The 17324-nt window shown below is 72.2% G+C and carries 16 protein-coding genes and 1 riboswitch; of the genes, 7 read left to right on the top strand and 9 right to left on the bottom strand.

All coding sequences use genetic code 11. The features are described 5' to 3' along the window. Positions 1-2: 2 nt before the first annotated feature. The 3 genes from LTT61_RS31150 to LTT61_RS31140 all read left to right on the top strand — a co-directional run bounded on the left by LTT61_RS31150 (position 3) and on the right by LTT61_RS31140 (position 2568). Complete coding sequence (locus tag LTT61_RS31150; protein WP_233017576.1) at positions 3-545, top strand: HNH endonuclease; 543 nt, start codon at positions 3-5, stop codon at positions 543-545. 27 nt (positions 546-572) lie between these two features. Further along, positions 573-836 (top strand): WhiB family transcriptional regulator, encoded by a 264-nt coding sequence (locus tag LTT61_RS31145; RefSeq protein ID WP_233017575.1) that lies wholly within the window; start codon positions 573-575, stop codon positions 834-836. 70 nt (positions 837-906) lie between these two features. Then, a complete protein-coding gene (locus LTT61_RS31140) occupies positions 907-2568 on the top strand; it encodes a VWA domain-containing protein (RefSeq protein WP_233017574.1) in 1662 nt (553 codons plus the stop codon). Positions 2569-2611: 43 nt separating this feature from the next. On the opposite strand, the gene gcvP is transcribed toward LTT61_RS31140, so the two are convergent. The 8 genes from gcvP to LTT61_RS31100 all read right to left on the bottom strand — a co-directional run bounded on the left by gcvP (position 2612) and on the right by LTT61_RS31100 (position 11173). After that, complete coding sequence (gene gcvP, locus LTT61_RS31135; RefSeq protein ID WP_233017573.1) at positions 2612-5410, bottom strand: aminomethyl-transferring glycine dehydrogenase; 2799 nt, start codon at positions 5408-5410, stop codon at positions 2612-2614. A 125-nt stretch (positions 5411-5535) separates the two neighbouring features. Beyond that, positions 5536-5634: riboswitch (glycine riboswitch) on the bottom strand. Positions 5635-5712: 78 nt separating this feature from the next. Further along, a complete protein-coding gene (locus tag LTT61_RS31130) occupies positions 5713-7065 on the bottom strand; it encodes a M14 family zinc carboxypeptidase (RefSeq protein ID WP_233017572.1) in 1353 nt (450 codons plus the stop codon). Between the two features lie 117 nt (positions 7066-7182). After that, positions 7183-7740: a MerR family transcriptional regulator gene (locus LTT61_RS31125; protein WP_269821826.1), complete on the bottom strand. Its 558-nt coding sequence runs from the start codon at positions 7738-7740 to the stop codon at positions 7183-7185. A gap of 247 nt (positions 7741-7987) precedes the next feature. Continuing rightward, positions 7988-8461 (bottom strand): bifunctional nuclease family protein, encoded by a 474-nt coding sequence (locus tag LTT61_RS31120; protein WP_233017571.1) that lies wholly within the window; start codon positions 8459-8461, stop codon positions 7988-7990. Positions 8462-8623: 162 nt separating this feature from the next. Next, entirely contained in the window at positions 8624-9382 is a 759-nt protein-coding gene (locus LTT61_RS31115) for a MerR family transcriptional regulator (protein ID WP_233021265.1), read from the bottom strand. Between the two features lie 118 nt (positions 9383-9500). Continuing rightward, the gene (gene garA / locus LTT61_RS31110; RefSeq protein WP_233017570.1) at positions 9501-9986 is read right to left on the bottom strand and encodes a glycogen accumulation regulator GarA; all 486 of its coding nucleotides are present in this window, start codon (positions 9984-9986) and stop codon (positions 9501-9503) included. A gap of 165 nt (positions 9987-10151) precedes the next feature. Beyond that, entirely contained in the window at positions 10152-10550 is a 399-nt protein-coding gene (gcvH, locus tag LTT61_RS31105; protein WP_233017569.1) for a glycine cleavage system protein GcvH, read from the bottom strand. Further along, on the bottom strand, positions 10547-11173 hold the full coding sequence (locus LTT61_RS31100) for a CDP-alcohol phosphatidyltransferase family protein (protein ID WP_233017568.1): 627 nt from the start codon (positions 11171-11173) through the stop codon (positions 10547-10549). Before LTT61_RS31100 ends, gcvH begins: the two co-directional genes overlap by 4 nt. Positions 11174-11398: 225 nt before the next feature. On the opposite strand from LTT61_RS31100, the gene LTT61_RS31095 reads away from it, so the two are divergent. Together LTT61_RS31095 and LTT61_RS31090 are read left to right on the top strand one after the other, a co-directional pair. Beyond that, the gene (locus tag LTT61_RS31095; protein WP_233021264.1) at positions 11399-12748 is read left to right on the top strand and encodes a DUF2252 domain-containing protein; all 1350 of its coding nucleotides are present in this window, start codon (positions 11399-11401) and stop codon (positions 12746-12748) included. Between the two features lie 54 nt (positions 12749-12802). After that, complete coding sequence (locus LTT61_RS31090; RefSeq protein WP_233017567.1) at positions 12803-13681, top strand: nuclease-related domain-containing protein; 879 nt, start codon at positions 12803-12805, stop codon at positions 13679-13681. Between the two features lie 37 nt (positions 13682-13718). Here LTT61_RS31090 and LTT61_RS31085 read toward each other — a convergent pair whose 3' ends face one another. Further along, complete coding sequence (locus LTT61_RS31085) at positions 13719-15668, bottom strand: acyl-CoA dehydrogenase (RefSeq protein ID WP_233017566.1); 1950 nt, start codon at positions 15666-15668, stop codon at positions 13719-13721. Between the two features lie 103 nt (positions 15669-15771). Between LTT61_RS31085 and LTT61_RS31080 the strand changes: the two genes are divergently transcribed. Both LTT61_RS31080 and LTT61_RS31075 read left to right on the top strand, forming a co-directional pair. Further along, positions 15772-16404 (top strand): TetR/AcrR family transcriptional regulator, encoded by a 633-nt coding sequence (locus LTT61_RS31080; protein ID WP_233017565.1) that lies wholly within the window; start codon positions 15772-15774, stop codon positions 16402-16404. Beyond that, positions 16404-17324, top strand: a complete 921-nt coding sequence (locus LTT61_RS31075; protein ID WP_233017564.1) for an ABC transporter ATP-binding protein — start codon at positions 16404-16406, stop codon at positions 17322-17324. Before LTT61_RS31080 ends, LTT61_RS31075 begins: the two co-directional genes overlap by 1 nt.

Here is a 17324-nt window from a genome sequence, read left to right as displayed (position 1 = left end):
CCATGACGCTCTCCGTCGTCCGTTCGCACCCCCCGCCCACCGTCGAGAACTGGATCCACGCCAGCGTGCTCGTGCTGAACGCCAGCTACCAGGCGCTGCACGAGGTCACCGCCGACCGCGCCGTCACCCTGGTGCTGGCCGGGGCGGCGGAGGCCATGTTCGCCCGCGAGCCCTACTTCCCGATCCGCTCGCAGCGCCACGAGATCGCGCTGCCGGAGACGATCCGGCTGCTGCGGTACGTGCACGTGGCGCAGCGGCCCGCCGTGCACGACGAGAGCCAGGCGACCGCGGCCGGTGTGCTGCGCCGGGACGACCGGCGCTGCGGCTACTGCGGCGCGCGGGCGCACACCGTCGACCACATCCGGCCGCGCAGCAGGGGCGGCCCGAACACCTGGGCCAACCTCGTCGCCTGCTGCGCGCCCTGCAACACCGCCAAGGCAGACCGGACGCCGGAGGAGGCGGGGCTGACGCTGCTCTGGCAACCGAAGGCCCCCGACCCGCTGGCCAAGCGGCAGCGCGACATCTGGCGCCGGCTCGCCGAGTGACCACCGAGAAAGGAGAAGGACGTGACCATGAACACCGCAACCGCCGTCACCACCACCCTGGCCACACTGCTCCCGCTCTCGGACGCGCGGGGCTGGCACCGGGCCGCCTGCCGGGGCGATCCGAACCACGAGGCGTGGTTCCCGTACCCGTCGGACGACTTCGGCTACGCCCGCGCGATCTGCGCGGGCTGCCCGATCCGCGCCGGGTGCGCGGAGTTCGCCGCGGACACCGGCCAGTCCGGGGTCTGGGGCGGGCGCGAGTACGACCGCGGCCGGCTCGTGCGGGAGTGAAACGGTGCGCGCCGCCGCCGGAACACCGGCGGCGGCGCGCACCCCTGTCCGCCACATAGACTCCCGCTCCGTGGGAACTCATCGCAGCAGCGAATCCGGTTCGCGGGGCGTCAGCGCGGGCGTCATCGCCGTGATCGTGGCGGTGGTGGTGCTGATCGCGGCGGTCGTCGGCTACCTCCAGCTGCGCGAAAGCGGTGACAGCCGCGACACCGCCGCCGCCGCGGAGTGCGTGGAGGGCACCGCCACGCTGGACGTGACGGTCGACCCGGTGCTGGCCGACCCGGTCCGCGCCGTCGCCGACCGATACAACGCCACCGCGCCGCGGGTGCGCGACCACTGCGCCGAGGTGCACGTGACGGCGCGCGCCTCCGCCGACGTGGCCGCCGCGCTCGCCGCGGGCACCTGGACCTCGCCGCTCGGGGCGCAGCCCGCGCTCTGGATCCCGGACTCCACCCGCTCGGTCGAGGCGGTCCGGGTGCCTGGATTGATCGAGGGCAACCCCACCTCGGTGGCGACCAGCGCCATCGTGCTCGCCGTTTCCGAGCCGCTGCGCGCCGCGCTCGACCAGGCCAAGGCTGCCTGGTCGGATCTGCCCCGGCTGCAGCAGGGGTCGCTGAGCGAGATCGGGCTGAGCGGCTGGGGCGGGCTGCGCATGGCGCTGCCCGCGGGCGACACCGCGACCGCGGCGGCGGTCGCCGTCGGCTCCTCGCTCTCCGGCGTCGACCCGCTCACCGTCGAGGCCGCGAAGACCGGTCAGGTGGTCTCCGCCATCTCGGTGCTCGCCGCCGACGCGCCGCAGTCCGCCGACCCGCTGACCGCGCTCGTCCAGGCCGCCGCCGAGAACCCGGACGCGCCGGTGCACGCCGTCGCCGCGACCGAGCAGCAGGTCAAGGCCCAGGCGGGGGCCGCGGTCTACCGGCCGATCGGGGCCGCGCCGCTGGCCGACTACCCGGCCGCGCTGATGACCGGCGCCTGGGTGGACGAGACCGAGAACCTGATCGCCGGGCTCTTCACCGACTACCTGCGCGCCCCCGCGCAGTCCGTGCTGCTCGCCCAGGCCGGGTTCACCGCGCCCATGGCCGCGCCCGCGCCGGACCGGGCCACGCTCGACGCCGTGCGGCAGACCCTCGAGAACCCGGTGCTCGGCGTGAGCACGACGGTGCTGCTCGACGTCTCGTCCTCCATGGGCACCAGGGAGGGCACGATGACCCGGCTGGCGAACGCGCTGGCCGCGCTGCGCTCGTCGCTCACCACGCTGCCGCCGGACTTCGGGCTCGGCGTCTGGACCTTCGGCAAGAACCTGGACGGCAGCAAGCCGTACCAGGTGCAGACCCCGACCGCCGCGCTCACCGACACCCAGCGCAGCAGCCTGGACACCGCGCTCGGCGCGGTCAAGCCGTCCGAGACCAAGACCGATCAGGCGTACCCGACCGTGCTCGCCGCCTACCAGGAGGTGGCGGGAAAGCCGGCCGCCGGCCGCACCAACTCGATCCTGCTGATCACCGACGGCCCGGACGACGACTCCGCGATCACCGGCGCGCAGCTGCTCTCCCGGATCGCCGAGGCGGGCGGGGCGGCGCCGGTGCGGATCGACGTGGTCGTCATCGGCACCGGCGACGGCGACACGCTGCGCACCCTGGCCGCGAACACCGGCGGCACCTACGCCACCGTCCCCTCCACGAACGACCTCAAGTTCGGCACCGCCGTCGTGCAGGCGCTCACCAACCCCTGACCCGCACCGGCGCCCCGGATTCCAGCGCGGGCGGCGAGGGCGATCACTCCGCGTACGCCTCGACCGGCGGGCAGGAGCAGACCAGGTTGCGGTCGCCGAAGGCGCCGTCGATGCGGCGGACCGGCGGCCACACCTTGGCGCGGGGGTGCGCGACCCCGCGCGGGTACACCGCGACCTCGCGGGAGTACGGGTGCGTCCACTCCGCCACCAGCGAAGCGGCAGTGTGCGGGGCGCCGCGCAGCGGGTTGTCGTCGGCGGGCCAGACCCCGGCGCCGACCTGGTCGATCTCGGCGCGGATGGCGATCATGGCGTCGCAGAACTCGTCCAGCTCGGCCAGGTTCTCGCTCTCGGTCGGCTCGACCATGAGCGTCCCGGCCACCGGGAAACTCATGGTCGGCGCGTGGAAACCGTAATCGGCCAGGCGCTTCGCGACGTCGTCGACGGTGACGCCGGTGCGCTTGGTGAGCGCGCGCAGGTCGAGGATGCACTCGTGCGCGACCATGCCGTGCTCGCCGGTGTAGAGCACCGGGAAGTGCTCGTCCAGCCGCCGGGCGATGTAGTTCGCCGAGGCGATCGCGGTGAGCGTGGCGCGGCGCAGCCCGTCGGCGCCCATCATCCGGATGTAGGCCCAGGTGATCGGCAGGATCGATGCCGAGCCGTAGTGCGCGGCGGAGACCGCGTGCGACCCGGCCGCCAGCGGGTCGCCGGGCAGGTACGCGGCGAGGTGCGAGCGCACCGCCACCGGGCCGACGCCCGGCCCGCCGCCGCCGTGCGGGATGCAGAAGGTCTTGTGCAGGTTCAGGTGGCTGACATCGCCGCCGAAGCGGCCCGGCCGGGCCAGCCCGACCAGGGCGTTCAGGTTGGCGCCGTCCACGTAGACCTGCCCGCCCGCGTCGTGCACCAGCGCGCACAGCTCGGCGACCTCGTGCTCGTAGACGCCGTGCGTGGAGGGGTAGGTGATCATGATGCAGGCCAGCCGCTCGGCGTGGTCGCCGATCTTGGCGCGCAGGTCGTCCAGGTCGACGTCGCCGTTCTCCCGGCAGCGCACCACCTCGACCCGCAGCCCGGCCATGGCCGCCGATGCGGCGTTGGTGCCGTGCGCGCTGGACGGGATGAGGCAGGTGTCCCGGTGCGGGTCGCCGCGGTCCAGGTGGTAGCGGCGGATGGCGAGCAGCCCGGCGTACTCGCCCTGGCTGCCCGCGTTGGGCTGCAGGCTCACCGCGTCGTAGCCGGTGATGGCGCAGAGCCAGCCCTCCAGGTCGGCGATCAGCCGCAGCGTCCCGGCCGCGTCGGCGACGGGGGCGTAGGGGTGCAGCCGGGCGAAGCCGGGCCAGGTGATCGGCTCCATCTCGGCGGTGGCGTTGAGCTTCATGGTGCAGGAGCCGAGCGGGATCATGCTGCGGTCCAGCGCGATGTCCTTGTCCGAGAGCCCGCGCAGGTAGCGCAGCATGGCGGTCTCGGTGCGGTAGCGGGTGAAGGCCGGGTGGGTCAGGTACGGCGAAGTCCGGGTCTCGATGCCGACCGGCTCGCCGCCGGATTCGGCGGTGGCGCCGAAGGATTCGAGCACCGCGGCGACGTGCGCGGCGGTGGTGGCCTCGTCGCAGGCGACGGCGACGTGGTCGGCGTCGACCCGGCGCAGGTTGATCCCGCGCGAGCGCGCCTTGTCCAGCACCGCGTCGGCGCCGCCGGGGACGTGCGCGAGCACGGTGTCGAAGAAGCTGCCGTGCACGACGGCCGCGCCGAGCCCGGCGGCGAGCGCGGCGGCGTGGCCGTGCACCCGCCGGGCGATGGCGCGCAGCCCGTCGGCGCCGTGGTAGCTCGCGTACATGGCGGCGACGATGGCGAGCAGCACCTGCGCGGTGCAGATGTTGGAGGTGGCGCGCTCGCGGCGGATGTGCTGCTCGCGGGTCTGCAGCGCCAGCCGGTAGGCGGGGGCGCCGTCGGCGTCCACCGAGACCCCGACCAGCCTGCCCGGCAGCTGCCTGGCGTGCGCGGTGCGCACCGCGAGGTAGCCGGCGTGTGGCCCGCCGAAGCCCATCGGCACCCCGAAGCGCTGGGTGGTGCCGAAGCAGACGTCGGCGCCCTGCTCGCCGGGCGGGGTCACCAGGGTCGCGGCCAGCAGGTCGGCCCCGGCCGCGACCAGCGCGCCGCGCTCGTGCGCGGCGGTGATCAGCGCGGTCCAGTCGACGATCCGGCCGGAGGCGCCCGGTGTCTGCACGAGCGCGCCGAAGAAGTCGCCGTCCGGGAGTTCGCCGCCGGCGAGGTCGGTGGTCACGATCTCGAATCCGAGCGGCTCGGCCCTGGTCGCGAGGATCGTGCGGGTCTGCGGGAAGACGTCGGCGTCCACCAGCAGGCGGTTGCTCTTCGACTTGCTCGCGCGGTGCAGCAGCGTCATGGCCTCGGCGGCGGCGGTGGCCTCGTCCAGCATGGAGGCTCCGGCGACCTCCATGCCGGTCAGGTCGCAGACCATGGTCTGGAAGTTGAGCAGCGCCTCCAGCCTGCCCTGGCTGATCTCCGGCTGGTAGGGGGTGTAGGCGGTGTACCAGGCCGGGTTCTCCAGCAGGTTGCGGAGCAGTACCGGCGGGGTCAGGGTGTCGTGGTAACCGAGCCCGATCATCGAGGTGGCGACGGTGTTCGCGGCGGCCAGCTCGGCGAGCTCGGCCAGCACCTCGTGTTCACTCGCGGCGGGCGGCAGCGCGTCGAGGCCGCCGCCGTCCAGGATGTCGGCGGGCAGCGCGGCGGTGGCGAGGGCGTCCAGCGTGTCGACGCCGGTGACTTCGAGCAGCCGGGCGACCTCGGCCGCGTCGGGGCCGATGTGGCGGTCGGCGAAGGAACGGGTCACGGCAACTCCAGGGGTCGGGCGGTGGGCCCTCCCCCTCTGTCGTGGTGCCTGAGAGATTCGGTGGCCGGGTCCGGCCCCTTTCCCCATGGGCGGGCGGCGCGCGGCCACCGCTTTCCAGAGGCGTCGGTGACCGCACGGTCCCTGGTGCCTGAGAGATTGACGGGGAGGTGCTGCTCCTTCGGCGCCCGGACCTCGTCGGTCCGGAACTCTCCCGCACGGCGACGACGCCCCGCCATTCTAAGCCGCCGCGCGGTCACCGGCGGCTCCGCCGGGCCGGGGTGTAGCGCTCGTCACGCTCGACGTCAGACCGGCAGACCGGCCCGGACCCTGCCCGCGGCGAGCACGACGGCCGCCGCCTGCACCGCGACCAGCCGGTCGATCGGCACCCGGCACCCCGGCGCGGAGGTGTCGATCGCCGCGCACCACTGTGCGAAGACCTCGGCGAACCGGTCCCGCTCGGCCGCGACCAGCGGCGAGCGCCCGGCCTCGGCGGCCAGCAACCTGCTGAGCATGCCGCCGACCCGCAGCCGGAGCATGCCGGTCCAGACGTACTTCTCCACGAAGATCTCGCCGAGCGTGGCCGGCCGCTCGCGGCCGAGCGCCTCCTTGGCCGCGGCCAGCCCGGGGATGTTGCCGAGCACCGCGCGCACCGCCCGCTCGAACGGGCTGCGCCCGCTCAGCTCCCCCTCCAGCCGGTGCAGCACCGCGGCGACGACGGTGGCGGTCTCCCGGTAGTCGGCGGCGGTGGCGGCGAGTACCGCGGCCAGCGAGCGGTCGCCGGGGGTGCGGTCGGTGACCCGCGGGTCGATCCACAGCGGCAACTCGCTGACCAGCAGCGCGGAGCCGAACCGGGCCGAGTAGTCGCGGCTGCCCCCGCCGCCGAGCGCCGCCACCGGCTCCACGCCCGCGGCGGCGAGGACATCGGCCATCTGCCCGAAGGGCGGCAGCTCGAAGACGCCTGGCGCCCACACCCGCGCCCCCGGCGAGTCCGGCTCGCCCCGGTGCAGCGGCAGCCCGGCGGCGTCGAGCAGCGCGGTGAGCGCCGACCAGTAGCCCGGGTCGCCGCCGGTGGTGTAGAAGAAACCGCCGCCGAACTCGGCGTTGTGCAGCGAGGCGATGAGCGCGGGCTCGGTGCGGTCGATGAGCGCCATCAGCGCCTCGGTCTCCGGCAGCGGCACCCCGACCGCGGTGCCGCGCCAGGTGGTCGGGAAGCACCACTCGGGCTGCTCGGCGGCGGGCGGGCGGTAGAAGTGCCTGGCGACCGCGGTGCGGGTGAGCGGCCCGGCGTACCACTCCTCGTTCAGCCGGGTGCCGTCCGGGTCGACGCAGAGCACGAAGTGCCAGGTGGCGCCGAGGCAGTCGGACTCGGGCGCGGCCAGCCTGCCGAGCAGGTGCCTGATGGTGGCGAGGCCGATCGGCTCGTTCGGGTGCGGATTGCCGAAGACCAGGATGTTGTGCCCGCCCGACCCCACGCGGACCGCGCGGATCGGGTCACCGCCGCGGGAGCGGCCGAGCTCGCTGATCCGGACCCGGCTCGGGTGCGCGGCGGCCAGCCGGTCGGCGAAGGCGTACAGCTCGTCCACCGTGGGGAAGGCGTCGATCACGCCGATCCGGCCGACGACCTCGGCCACCCCCATCACGTCCCCCTGGCTCACGTCCCCCCTCTGTCCTGCCGATCCGCACCGCCTGCCGACGCACCACCCGCCGACGCACCACCCGCCGACACGGCACCGGCCGGCCCGCCCGGGCCGGCGCCGCGCGTCCCCCGCGGATCAGCCGGTCTTGCGGTTCAATTTCGCCTTGCGCCGGTACGCCAGCTCGTCCTCCGGGCGGTCGGTGGCCGAGGTGGCCCGCTCCGCCGGGAAGTTGGCGATCACGCCGGAGAGCTCCCGCATGGCGCCGCTCACCGCGATTCCGAAGACGCCCTGCCCGCCCTGCAGTAAATCGACGACCTCCTCGGCCGACGTGCATTCGTAGACCGACGTCCCGTCCGAGAACAACGTGATCCCGGCCAGATCCCGCACACCCCTGCTGCGCAGATGATCGACCGCGATCCGGATGTTCTGTAAGGAAATACCGGCGTCGAGCAGTCGTTTCACGATCTTCAGGACCAGGATGTCCTTGAACGAATAGAGACGCTGACTTCCCGAGCCCGCCGCACCGCGGACGGACGGCACCACCAGGCCGGTTCTGGCCCAGTAATCGAGCTGTCGATAGGTGATGCCGGCCACCTGGCAGGCGCTGGGCACGCGATAACCGACGAGCTCGTCGGGCACCGTGTCGTCGGGAAACAGGCCTGGCTGTACTGCGTCCTGCGATTCCTCTGCCACTGACCACTCCCTTGCTACGCGACGCCGCACCCGACCGGCGCACCCGATGCACTCCGGCACCGAGCCGCACTCACCTCACGGCTTCGGTCACCGTCCGGCTTTGTCACCACCGGTCCCCCGCACCTGGGGGTCCCGATCCAACTTTCGAGATTACTCTTCCTGATTCTCGGTGGAAGGGCATCATCGAACCAAACGCGACGCGCGGTCAATGTCTCGACCTGTACCTCAGGTCAAGACATTTTCCGGCTCAGCTGTCGGTGGCCTTGAAATCATCGGGCGAAACCGACTCCAGGAATTCCTTGAATTTCTCGACTTCGTCCTCGCGCTCGTCCGGCATCACCAGCCCGGCCTCCTCCAGCACCGGCTCCTCGGCGTAGATCGGGCAGCCGACGCGCAGCGCGATCGCCACCGAGTCCGAGGGGCGGGCCGAGATCCGCTTGTCGTTGTCGAACACCAGGTCGGCGTAGAAGGTGCCCTCCTGCAGGTCCACGATGCGGACCTCCTTGAGGGTGTGCCCGAGCCCGGAGACGATGAGCTTGATCAGGTCGTGGGTGAGCGGCCGGATCGGCGTCACGCCCTCCTGCTCCAGCACGATCGCGGTGGCCTCGGCCTGCCCGATCCAGATCGGCAGGTACCGGTCACCGGAGACCTCGCGGAGCAGCAGCACGGGCTGGTTCTGTGGCTGCTCCACACGGATGCCGATCACGCGCATTTCGCTCATCGCACTGCCTCCCATACCTCGCCGGCCAACCGGCATGACGCCGCGGAGCTCGCCGCACCACGAGTCTAAGCGAATTCCGAGCGGCACCGCGATGGCCCGGATCCGGCGCGCGGCGCGCCGGAAGAGCGTTGCCCCAGCAAGACCGGGGTTCCGCGGGGAGGGTCAGCTGCCGAGCGCGCGCACGCCGGCTTTCACCAGGCAGGCGTGCAGGGTGAGCGAGAGCGCGGCCAGTTCGCGCACGGTCTCGTCGGCGCGCGCCCTGGCGCCCGCGTCCCTGCTCTTGGCGATCGGCGCGACGATCTGGGCCACCAGCGCGGCCTCCCGATCGGCGGCCAGCTTGAAGGCGCGCAGGTGCCTGGCCTCCAGCCCGAACTCGGCCATGGCGCGCGCGACCCGCGCCAGGATGACGGCGTCGCCGTCGAAGAAGCCCGCCGCGCCCGGCGTGATCAGCCCGGCGCGGATCAGGTCGTTGAGGAAGGCATCGGTGATCTCGGCCTGGGCGCACAGGTCGGCCCTCGTCACCCGGATCTCGTGGTCCACTCGCAGCTCGTCCGCGCTGATCTCCCCCGGAACGATACCGAGCCGGCGCGGCGGCGGCACGCTCGCCGGACCGCGCGGCGCGCGATCGGCCGGACGCTCCGGCACCGCGGCCCGCGCGCGCGCTTCCCGCACGCCGAGCGTCGCGGCGCCGCTGTCGATCGCCTCCAGCTGCTCCTTGATCACCTTGAGCGGGAGGTACTGGTCCCGCTGCGCGGTGAGCACGAAGCGCAGCCGTTCACAGTCCGCCACCGAGAAGCGGCGGTACCCGGACGGCGTGCGTTCGGGGCGGATGAGCCCCTCGGATTCCAGGAAGCGGATCTTGGAGATGGTGATGTCCGGGAAATCGGGGCGCAGCAGATCCAGCACGGAGCCGATCGACATCCCCCCGCGTGCCCACTGCGCCGCCCCGGTCACCGCGATCCGTCCCTCTCCGTCCGGAACCGTGTGCGGCGCCGGAGGCAGGGCGGTGCACCACCGCCCTGCCCCGGCGCCGCCGGGCTCACAGGCTGCCCGCGCCCGTCGACGACTCGCTCACCGAGGCGCGCGGCCCGGTGAGGAAGACCAGCCGGAACTTGCCGATCTGGACCTCGTCGCCGTTCTGCAGCTCCGAGGAGTCGACCGGCTCCCGGTTGACGTAGGTGCCGTTGAGGCTGCCGACGTCGACCACCTGGAAGGAGTCGTCGTCCTGCCGGAACTCGGCGTGCCTGCGGCTCACGGTGACGTCGTCGAGAAAGATGTCACTGTCCGGATGGCGGCCGGCCGACGTGGTCGGCTGGTCCAGCAGGAACCGCGACCCCGCGTTCGGACCCCGCTTGACGACCAGGAGGGCGGCCCCGACGGGCAGCCCCTCGACCCCCTGCACCGGCTGTTCGCCGGTCGGCTCTGCGGAGCGCGACGCGTCGACCTCGTTCAGGAAATCCGCGCGGAAGACCGACGTGGTCTCGGCCGCGCTCTCCCCGTAACCCGGGTCATTGTTCTCGCTCACCGTTTCTCTCCTCCTCGAACCTGATTATCCATGCAAGCAGGTGAAGCCATGTCCGACACGAGCGTGTCGCTACGCCGGATTCCGCATTCGGCGACGGCCGATGGCGTTGGCATCGACCGTACCCTGCCAGGGTGTCGCTGTGCAGGGAGAACCGGGAAGGCCGGATCAGCCCCCGATAACTCCTCGGTAACCCTCCGCGTCGAGCAGTTCGTCGAGCGTTTTCCCGAGGCCGTCCGCATCGGCGACCTCCAGCTCGAAGAGCCACCCGGCGTCGTACGGGTCGCTGTTCAGCGCCTCCGGCGCCGACCCCAGATCCGCGTTCACCGCAACGATTCTCGCGGCCAGCGGGGCGTAGATGTCGGAGACGCTCTTGGTCGACTCCACCTCCGCGATGCCGTCGCCCGCGGCGACCTCCTTGTCGACCTCGGGCAACTGCACGAACACGACGTCACCCAGTTGTGACTGGGCGTAGTCGGTGATGCCGACCCGGACCCGCGCCGGGCCGACCCTGCGCACCCACTCGTGCTCCTCGGTGTACCGCAGGTCCTCCGGAGTCAGGGTCACGGGCCGTCCTTTCGTCGTGAACGTCGGGGCAACTCTATGCGAGGACCGGCACCGGCGACCGGCGGGATCGCCCGCGCCACCGCGACGGCCTTACCGAGGTAGAGCAGGCCGGTCCAGACGTACACGGCCGTGCCCCAGATCAACAGGGCCCCGCCGAAGGCCCGTCCGAAACCGTCGGCGGGCCAGTCCATCTCCCCCGCGAGCAGCCAGGGCAGCGCCGACATGAGCGCGAAGGTGGCGGCCTTGCCCAGGTAGATCACCTCGGGCGGGGGCAGCTCGCGGCGCCGGTAGATCGGCAGCGTCGCGGTCAGGATCAGATCGCGGCCGACCAGGATCAGCGCCACCCAGAGCGGAAGCAGGTCGCGCAGCACGAAGGCGGCCAGCGTGGTGACCAGGAAGAGCCGGTCGACGAACGGGTCGAGCAGCGCGCCGAGCTTCGAGGACTGGTCGAGCAGCCGGGCCAGCTTGCCGTCCAGGAAGTCGGTGAAGGCGCTGGCGATCAGCAGCGCGAAGGCCCAGCCGTCGGCGCGCCGCACCAGCAGCAGCCAGAGGAATACCGGGACGCCGACCAGGCGCAGCACACTCAGCACGTTGGGCACGGTGAGGATCCGGTCGCTCGTCACGCCCCGTGCTTACCGCACGCACCGCCGCCGCGCCACGGCCGGGCCGGTGTTTCCGCGCCGCCGCGTCGAGGGAATGTGCTGAAGATCATCTCGGTGCCGCGGCTCGAACCGGACGTTCCGGGCGAGCATCGCGCGGTGCCCCGCCGGATGCCCGGCAACCGGCTAGCGTATTCCTTCGTGTCCGATGAGCTGCTCGACCTGCGCACATACTCCCCCGCCGCGGAGATGCGCGAGCGCGGCCGCGCGCTGCGACAACGCACTCCGCTCGGCGCGCGGGACCGGGCGGCCGAGGGCGCGCACCGCCCCGCGGTGCTCGATTTCATCGCCGCGGGCAACCGCGGCCGGCTGCCCCAGCTGATCCCGCTGCGGATGGGGCGGATGGCGGCATCGCCGTTCAGCTTCTACCGCGGCGCCGCCGGGCTGATGGCCGCCGATCTGGCCGGCGGGCCGGACAGCGGGCTCACCGCGCAGCTCTGCGGCGACGCGCACGCCGCCAACTTCGGGCTCTACGGCAGCGCCTCCGGCGAGATCATCATGGACATCAACGACTTCGACGAGACCGTGGCCGGCCCGTGGGAGTGGGATCTGGAGCGGCTCGCCGCCAGCCTGGTGCTGGCCGGGCGGGTGGCGGGGGCGAGCGAGGACGACTGCCGCACCGCGGCCCGCGACGCCGCGCGCTCCTACCGGATGGCCACCGCCGAGCTGGCCGAGCTGCCGTTCATGCAGTCCTGGTGCGCGCTGCCGGACGAGTCGGTGCTGGAGCGGGCGCAGGCGCACGGGCTCATCGACGACTTCGAGAAGGCCGCGAAGAAGGCGCGCAAGAACACCAGCGCCAAGGTGGTCGCCAAGTGGGTGGAGGAGAGCGACGAGCACGGCGAGGGGCTGCGCAGGCACCGCTTCGTCAGCGATCCGCCACTGCTCACCCGGGTCGAGGAGAGCGTGCGCGCGGCGGTGCTCGGCGGGCTGGAGCGGTACGGCGCCTCGCTGCGCGAATCGCGGCGCACGCTGCTCTCCCGGTTCGCGCTCTCCGACGTGGCGCTCCGGATCGTCGGCACCGGCAGCGTCGGGCTGCGCACCTACGTGGCGCTGCTGCACGGCAACGGCCGCGAATCGCTGGTGCTGCAGGTGAAGCAGGCCATCCCCTCCTCGCTCGCGCCGTTCCTGCCCGGCACCCCGCCCGCGCACGACGGCGAGCGAATCGTGCAGGGCGCCAGACTCGTTCAGGTCGACACCGACATCCTGCTCGGCTGGACCTCGTTCGACCCGGACGGGACCGGCACCGAGCTGCCGTTCATCGTGCGGCAGTTCCGCAACCAGAAGGGCAGCATCGACCCGGCCGGGCTCACCAGCCAGGACCTGGACGACTACGGCAGGCTCGCCGGCGCGCTGCTGGCGAGGGCGCACACCCGCTCACTGGACCCGCGGCTGCTCGCCGGGTACCTCGGCGACGACGCGGAATTCGACGCCGCCGTGGAGAATTTCGCGGTCCGCTACGCCGACCGCACCGAGGCCGATCACGCCGAGCTGACCGCGGCCATCCGCTCCGGCGTTGTCGCGGCGGAGGAGCCCCGGTAATTTCGAACACGTCACTTTCGACGCGAAGGGCGGTTCTCTCGAATGCTCGTCCGCATGCAGAACTCCGGGGGCAGCAATGCCGAACGCGCCCTGCTCGACTGGTTGCGCACCTGGAAGGACCCGCGCAGCCCGCACGGCGTCGCCACGCTGAATGTCAGCCTGTTCCACACCAATCGGCTCTTCCCGCTGGACGCGGTGATCTGGACGCCGACCAGCTGCGTGATCATCGAGGCCGAGGCGCTCGCCGCGCGCCAGGACGGGGTGCTCCGCATCCCGCTGAACGGGCCGTGGACCATCGACGGCGAGCCGGCCGCCACGGAGGGGCGGGATCGGCGCACCCCGCTGGAGCGCTCGCGCGAGCACACCTTCGCGCTGCAGGACTGGCTCTCCGCGCGCGGGCTCGGGCAGCGGGTGGTGCACGGGCTGGCGTTGATCGTGCCGGTGCGCGGCGCCGACGTCTCGGTCGAACAGGGCTGGAGCGACCCGAGTTTCGACGTCATCCTCGGTGACGACCCGGAGCGGCTGCGGCACTACTTCCAGACGCTCGCGGTGCAGGAGAAGCACCTGTGGACCGCGAACGACATCGCCGTCGCCTTCCGCGGCCTCGGCATCCTGCCCTACCTGCCCGCCCCGCAGGAGCTGCTCAACGAGGGGTTCCTCGGGCCGATCGACATCACGCTCTGGCACGGCGGGCCGAACCAGGCGCAGGCCGAGGCGTACGCCGCCGAGCAGGCGGCGGGCACCGACACCAAGCTCCCGCTGCTCGCCGTCGAGACCCCGTGGTACAGCCCCTGGAAGCTGTATCCGCGCAAGCACGGCGACATCGACTTCGGCCAGGCGGTCATGCGCACCGGCCTCGCCATCGGCATGTTCGTCGCGTTCGTCTGGATCCTCTGGTTCGTCGTGACCGCGGTCCTCACGGTCGCCACCTGACTGGCCGGACCTTCGGCAAAGGTCCGGCCATACGGGGTTATCGGCTGCGGTCGTAGACGCTGGCGTCGCTGAGGAGGGCGGCGCGGAGCATGGTGTCGGGGACGCCCATGGCGTCGACCAGGGTGATGGCGTCCGGGCGCAGCCGGTCGACCAGCTCGTTCACGCCGCGGCGCACCGCCTTGGCCCGCTCCACGGACATGAAGCGGTGCATGATGTACCAGTCCGCGTTCTCCTCCAGGCTGGAGAAGACGAAGAGGTCGCAGACGGTTTCGGCGAGGGCGCGGGCGTCGGGGTCCTCGATGTCGGCGATGCCCTCGATGAACGTCTCCAGGATCAGCCGGTCGATGTGCGCGGTGCCCGCGGTCAGGATGTGGTCCTGGGCGTTGTTGAACGCCTCGAAGGGGCCGGTCTCCTGTGCCCGCGCGCGCAGCCGGTGCGCGGCGGTGCGCACCAGGTAGTCCTCGCGGTCGGCGAAGAGCGAGAGCTGGGTGGAGCGGCGGGAGAGATCGCCCTCGTCCACCGGGTCGTCGCCGCGGTCGCGCAGCGTCTGGATGAGCTGGCGCACGCCGGAGCGCTTGCGCACGACGTCGCCCGCGGTGGTGGCGACGAACCGCACCCAGCCGAGCGCGTCCAGGTCGCGCACCTCGTCGGCGTAGGCGGTGAGCAGCTCCTTGGCGACGAGCTGGGTGAGTACCACGTTGTCGCCCTCGAAGGTGGTGAAGACGTCGGTGTCGGCCTTCAGCGTCACCAGCCGGTTCTCGGTCAGGTAGCCGGCGCCGCCGCAGGCCTCGCGGCACTCCTGGATGGCCCTGGTCGCGTGCCTGGTCTGCGCCACCTTGAGCCCGGCGGCGCGCTTCTCCAGCGCCCGCTGCGAGCTGGCGTCGAGATCCTGGCCGGTCTGGATGAGGTGCATCCGGCGCACCAGGTCGTTCTGCGCGAAGGCGAGCGCGTAGGACTTGGCGATCAGCGGCAGCAGCCTGCGCTGGTGCGCCCGGTAGTCCATGAGCACGACCTCCGCCCCGGTGTCCGGGTCGGAGAACTGCTTGCGCTGCACCGCGTACTTGACCGCGATGCTGAGCGCCACCCGCGCGCCCGCGGCGGCCGCGCCGCCCACGCTGATCCGGCCGCGCACCAGGGTGCCGAGGGTGGTGAAGAAGCGCCTGCTCGGGTTCTCGATCTCGGAGGTGTACGCGCCGTCGGGGGCGACGTCGGCGTACCGGTTGAGCAGGTTCTCCCGCGGGATGCGCACCTGGTCGAACACGATCCGGCCGTTGTCGACGCCGGGCAGCCCGCCCTTGAGGCCGTCGTCGGAGGTGGTGACGCCGGGCAGGTCGTTGCCCTCGTCGTCGCGGATCGGGACCAGGAAGCAGTGCACGCCCCTGCTCTCGCCGCCGGTGATCAGCTGCGCGAAGACCGCCGCCATGCTCGCGTGCTCGGCGGCGCCGCCGATGTAGTCCTTGCGCGCCGACGGGGTCGGCGAGTGCACCACGAACTCCTGCGTCGCCGGGTCGTAGGTGGCGGTGGTCTCCAGGCTCTGCACGTCGCTGCCGTGACCGGTCTCGGTCATGGCGAAGCAGCCGAGCAGGTCGAGCGAGATGAGCCTGCGCACGTACTCCCGGTGCCGCTCGGTGCCGAGGTTCTCTACCGCGCCGCCGAAAAGCCCCCACTGCACACCGGACTTCACCCAGAGCGAGAGGTCGGCGTAGGCCAGCATCTCCATGCCGACCACGGCTGCGCCCGGCTCGCCGGTGCCGCCGTTCTCCCTGCGGAAGTTGCGCTCGGTGATGCCGAGCTTGGTGATCTCCCGCATCTGCTCCAGGACCCGGGCGCGGGCCGCCCGGTAGTCGAGAGTCGGATCACCGGCGAACTTGTCGTCCGCCAGCGCCGCTCTGGCCTCCTCCCGGACGGCGCCCCACGGACCGTCCAGAGCACCGCGCAGGTGCGTGATCACCGGGTTCTCAGTCGTCGTCGACGTGCCGCTCTCCATATCTCAGACGATAGCCCGCTGGATGCCGGGCAAACCGTGACGAACATCGTGTCGCCCCCTGAGCACCCTTGTGGTTTGAACGCGCGTTCAATATCCTGTACGAGTGTTCAAACAGAGCGCCGACCTCAGCACCGCGGCCCGAATCCGCGATGCCGCCGTCGCCGAGTTCGGGCACAACGGCTTCGGGGTCGGCGTCCGGGCCATCGCGGCCCGCGCCGGGGTCTCCCCCGGCCTGGTCAACCACCATTTCGGCTCCAAGGAGGGATTGCGCCGGGCCTGCGACGAGCACGTGCTCGGCTTCATCCGCGAGCACAAGGCGACCGTGCTGAGCGGCGACAACCTGGCAGGCGGCATGCTCGCCGCCATCGCCGAGCTGGACGAGTACGCCCCGCTCTTCGCCTACCTGGTGCGCAGCCTGGAGGACGGCGGGCCGCTGGCCGACCAGCTCTTCGACCACATGGTCGACGACGCCGTCGCCTACACCGAGCGGGCGGTGGCGGCCGGAATCGTCAAACCGAGCCGCGATCCGCGGGCCCGCGCGCGCTACCTGATGCTGCTCAATCTGGGCGGCACCCTGCTGTACCTGCGCATGCGGCGCGCCCGCGAACCCGAGCTCGACGATCGGCAGGCGCTGCGCGACCTCATGTCCGAACTCACCGTCCCGGCGCTGGAGATGTACACCCGGGGCCTGCTCACCGATCCCACCGTTCTCGATTCCTTCACACAGGAGAAGTGATGTCCGGAGTCATCGACATCAAGGGCTTGCGCAAGACCTTCGGCCACGTGGCCGCGCTCGACGGGCTGGATCTGTCCGTCGCCGAAGGCGAGATCCACGGCTTCCTCGGCCCCAACGGGGCGGGCAAGTCGACCACCATCCGGGTGCTGCTCGGGCTGCTCAGGGCGACCTCGGGCGAGGTCGCGCTGCTCGGCCGCGACCCGTGGCGCGACGCCGTGGCGCTGCACCGGCAGCTGGCCTACGTGCCGGGCGACGTCACGCTGTGGCCGTCGCTCTCCGGCGGCGAGACCATCGACCTGCTGGCCCGGCTGCGCGGGGGCATCAATACCGAGCGCCGCGCGGAGCTGATCGAGCGGTTCGACTTCGATCCGCGCAAGAAGGCGCGCGCGTACTCGAAGGGCAACCGGCAGAAGGTCGCGCTGATCTCGGCCTTCGCCTCCGACGTCCCGCTGCTGCTGCTGGACGAGCCGACCTCGGGGCTGGATCCGTTGATGGAGCAGGTTTTTCGCGAGTGTGTGCGGGAGGCGGGGGCGCGCGGTGCCACGGTGCTGCTCTCCAGCCACATCCTCTCCGAGGTGGAGGCGCTGTGCGAGCGGGTCACCATCATCCGGGCCGGGAAGACGGTGGAGACCGGGTCGCTGGCCGGCATGCGGCACCTGAGCCGCACCTCGATCACGGCCGAGCTGACCGGCGACCCCGGTGACGTGGCGGCGCTGCCCGGCGTCGCCGATGTGCGGCGGGACGGGTCGATCCTGAAGTTGCAGGTGGACGGGGAGCACCTGGGCGCGATCGTGCGGTTGCTCGGCGATGCCGGGGTGCGCAGCCTCACCAGCGCGCCGCCGACGCTGGAGGAGCTGTTCCTGCGGCACTACAGCGCCGACGGCACCGAGCCCGCCGACCGGCAGCAGGTGCGGGCATGA

It is taken from the genome of Nocardia asteroides (assembly GCF_021183625.1).
In the GTDB taxonomy this organism is placed as follows: domain Bacteria; phylum Actinomycetota; class Actinomycetes; order Mycobacteriales; family Mycobacteriaceae; genus Nocardia; species Nocardia asteroides_A.
The sequence above is the reverse complement of the archived record's forward strand: the minus strand, read 5'-3'. Positions and strand labels throughout refer to the sequence as shown.

What these genes read in the sequence shown, in the direction of transcription:
- LTT61_RS31150 (WP_233017576.1), top strand. Translation starts at nt 3, where the DNA reads ATGACGCTCTCCGTCGTCCGTTCGCACCCCCCGCCCACCGTCGAGAAC.
- LTT61_RS31145 (WP_233017575.1), top strand. Translation starts at nt 573, where the DNA reads ATGAACACCGCAACCGCCGTCACCACCACCCTGGCCACACTGCTCCCG.
- LTT61_RS31120 (WP_233017571.1), bottom strand. Translation starts at nt 8,461, where the DNA reads ATGAGCGAAATGCGCGTGATCGGCATCCGTGTGGAGCAGCCACAGAAC.
- LTT61_RS31115 (WP_233021265.1), bottom strand. Translation starts at nt 9,382, where the DNA reads ATGTCGATCGGCTCCGTGCTGGATCTGCTGCGCCCCGATTTCCCGGAC.
- LTT61_RS31095 (WP_233021264.1), top strand. Translation starts at nt 11,399, where the DNA reads ATGCGCGAGCGCGGCCGCGCGCTGCGACAACGCACTCCGCTCGGCGCG.
- LTT61_RS31090 (WP_233017567.1), top strand. Translation starts at nt 12,803, where the DNA reads ATGCAGAACTCCGGGGGCAGCAATGCCGAACGCGCCCTGCTCGACTGG.
- LTT61_RS31085 (WP_233017566.1), bottom strand. Translation starts at nt 15,668, where the DNA reads ATGGAGAGCGGCACGTCGACGACGACTGAGAACCCGGTGATCACGCAC.
- LTT61_RS31075 (WP_233017564.1), top strand. Translation starts at nt 16,404, where the DNA reads ATGTCCGGAGTCATCGACATCAAGGGCTTGCGCAAGACCTTCGGCCAC.